Source organism: Candidatus Nitrosotalea sp. FS (assembly GCF_011319475.1).
Lineage (GTDB): Archaea > Thermoproteota > Nitrososphaeria > Nitrososphaerales > Nitrosopumilaceae > Nitrosotalea.
Window position 1 is genome coordinate 18045 of the sequence record NZ_RCMC01000181.1, and the last position, 624, is coordinate 18668.

The 624-nt window shown below is 40.7% G+C and carries 1 protein-coding gene; it reads left to right on the top strand.

Features of this window, described 5'->3' with window-relative positions; translation table 11 throughout:
• On the top strand, positions 1–624 hold a 624-nt coding region (locus DYY66_RS06715), incomplete at both ends, for a potassium-transporting ATPase subunit KdpA (protein ID WP_218583652.1).

The window sequence follows — 624 nt, forward strand, 5'->3', positions numbered from 1 at the left end:
TGCATTTAATACGGCTGCATCATTTATTACAAATACCGATCTTCAGCACTATGCAGGTGAACAGCAACTATCAATTTTTTCACAGATGGTTGGACTGATCTTCATGATGTTTGTAGCACCTGCATCTGGAATAGCTGCAGCATTTGCGTTCATCAGAGGATTCATCCGTAAAGAATTTGGATTAGGAAATTTCTATGTGGATTTTACTAGAATCATAATAACACTACTACTTCCCATTTCATTTTTCTCCGCTTTGTTGCTACTTTTCCTTGGCGTTCCTCAGACATTAGATTCAACAATCACAATTGGAACACTCCAAGGTGGAAGTCAAACAATTCCAATGGGGCCAGTTGCAGCACTAGAGTCAATCAAAGAGCTTGGAAGTAATGGTGGAGGATTCTTTTATGCAAATTCTTCTCACCCGTTTGAAAATCCTACAGGGATCTCAAATGTCTTTGAATGTATCCTCATGCTTGTAATACCGTTCTCATTCCCTATAGCCTACGGTCATTTACTAGGCAAAGGAAAGGGAATTTCCATACTTGCAGCCATGCTAATCGGATTTGGTGTCATGCTTGCTCTAGGATTATCCGAACAGAGCGGCCCAACAGGTCTTGAGACAAG